This window comes from Bacillus sp. SIMBA_026, from assembly GCF_046535335.1.
GTDB classification, from domain to species: Bacteria; Bacillota; Bacilli; order Bacillales; family Bacillaceae; genus Bacillus; species Bacillus velezensis.
On the sequence record NZ_JAWRWX010000105.1, the window covers coordinates 1 to 279 of the forward strand.

1 protein-coding gene is annotated in these 279 nt (G+C 61.3%); it reads left to right on the top strand.

Annotated elements, in window-relative coordinates:
* The coding region (locus SB847_RS20860) for a hypothetical protein (RefSeq protein ID WP_410578497.1) at window positions 1-279 on the top strand (279 nt) is incomplete at both ends.

Below are 279 nucleotides of genomic sequence, written 5' to 3' on the forward strand. Positions count from 1 at the left end.
CACCGCCGAGAATGGCACGGCCGAGTATTACATCGAAACCATCACCAGGATGTACACGTCGCTGGCCGGGCTCTACAAGCGTGACCCCGACAGCGGGTATGTATACGTGCGTGACTCCTTCAGCCCCGAAGACTTCGGCCAACGGGGCTTGGAACAGGGCGACCGCTGGCACGACCTGGTCGAAAATGTCATTCGCAGAGGCCAGGACGCCGGCGTACTCCGCCCGTCGCCGCCGCGCCTTACTGCACTGAACATCCACGCGATCTACGTTCATGAAGT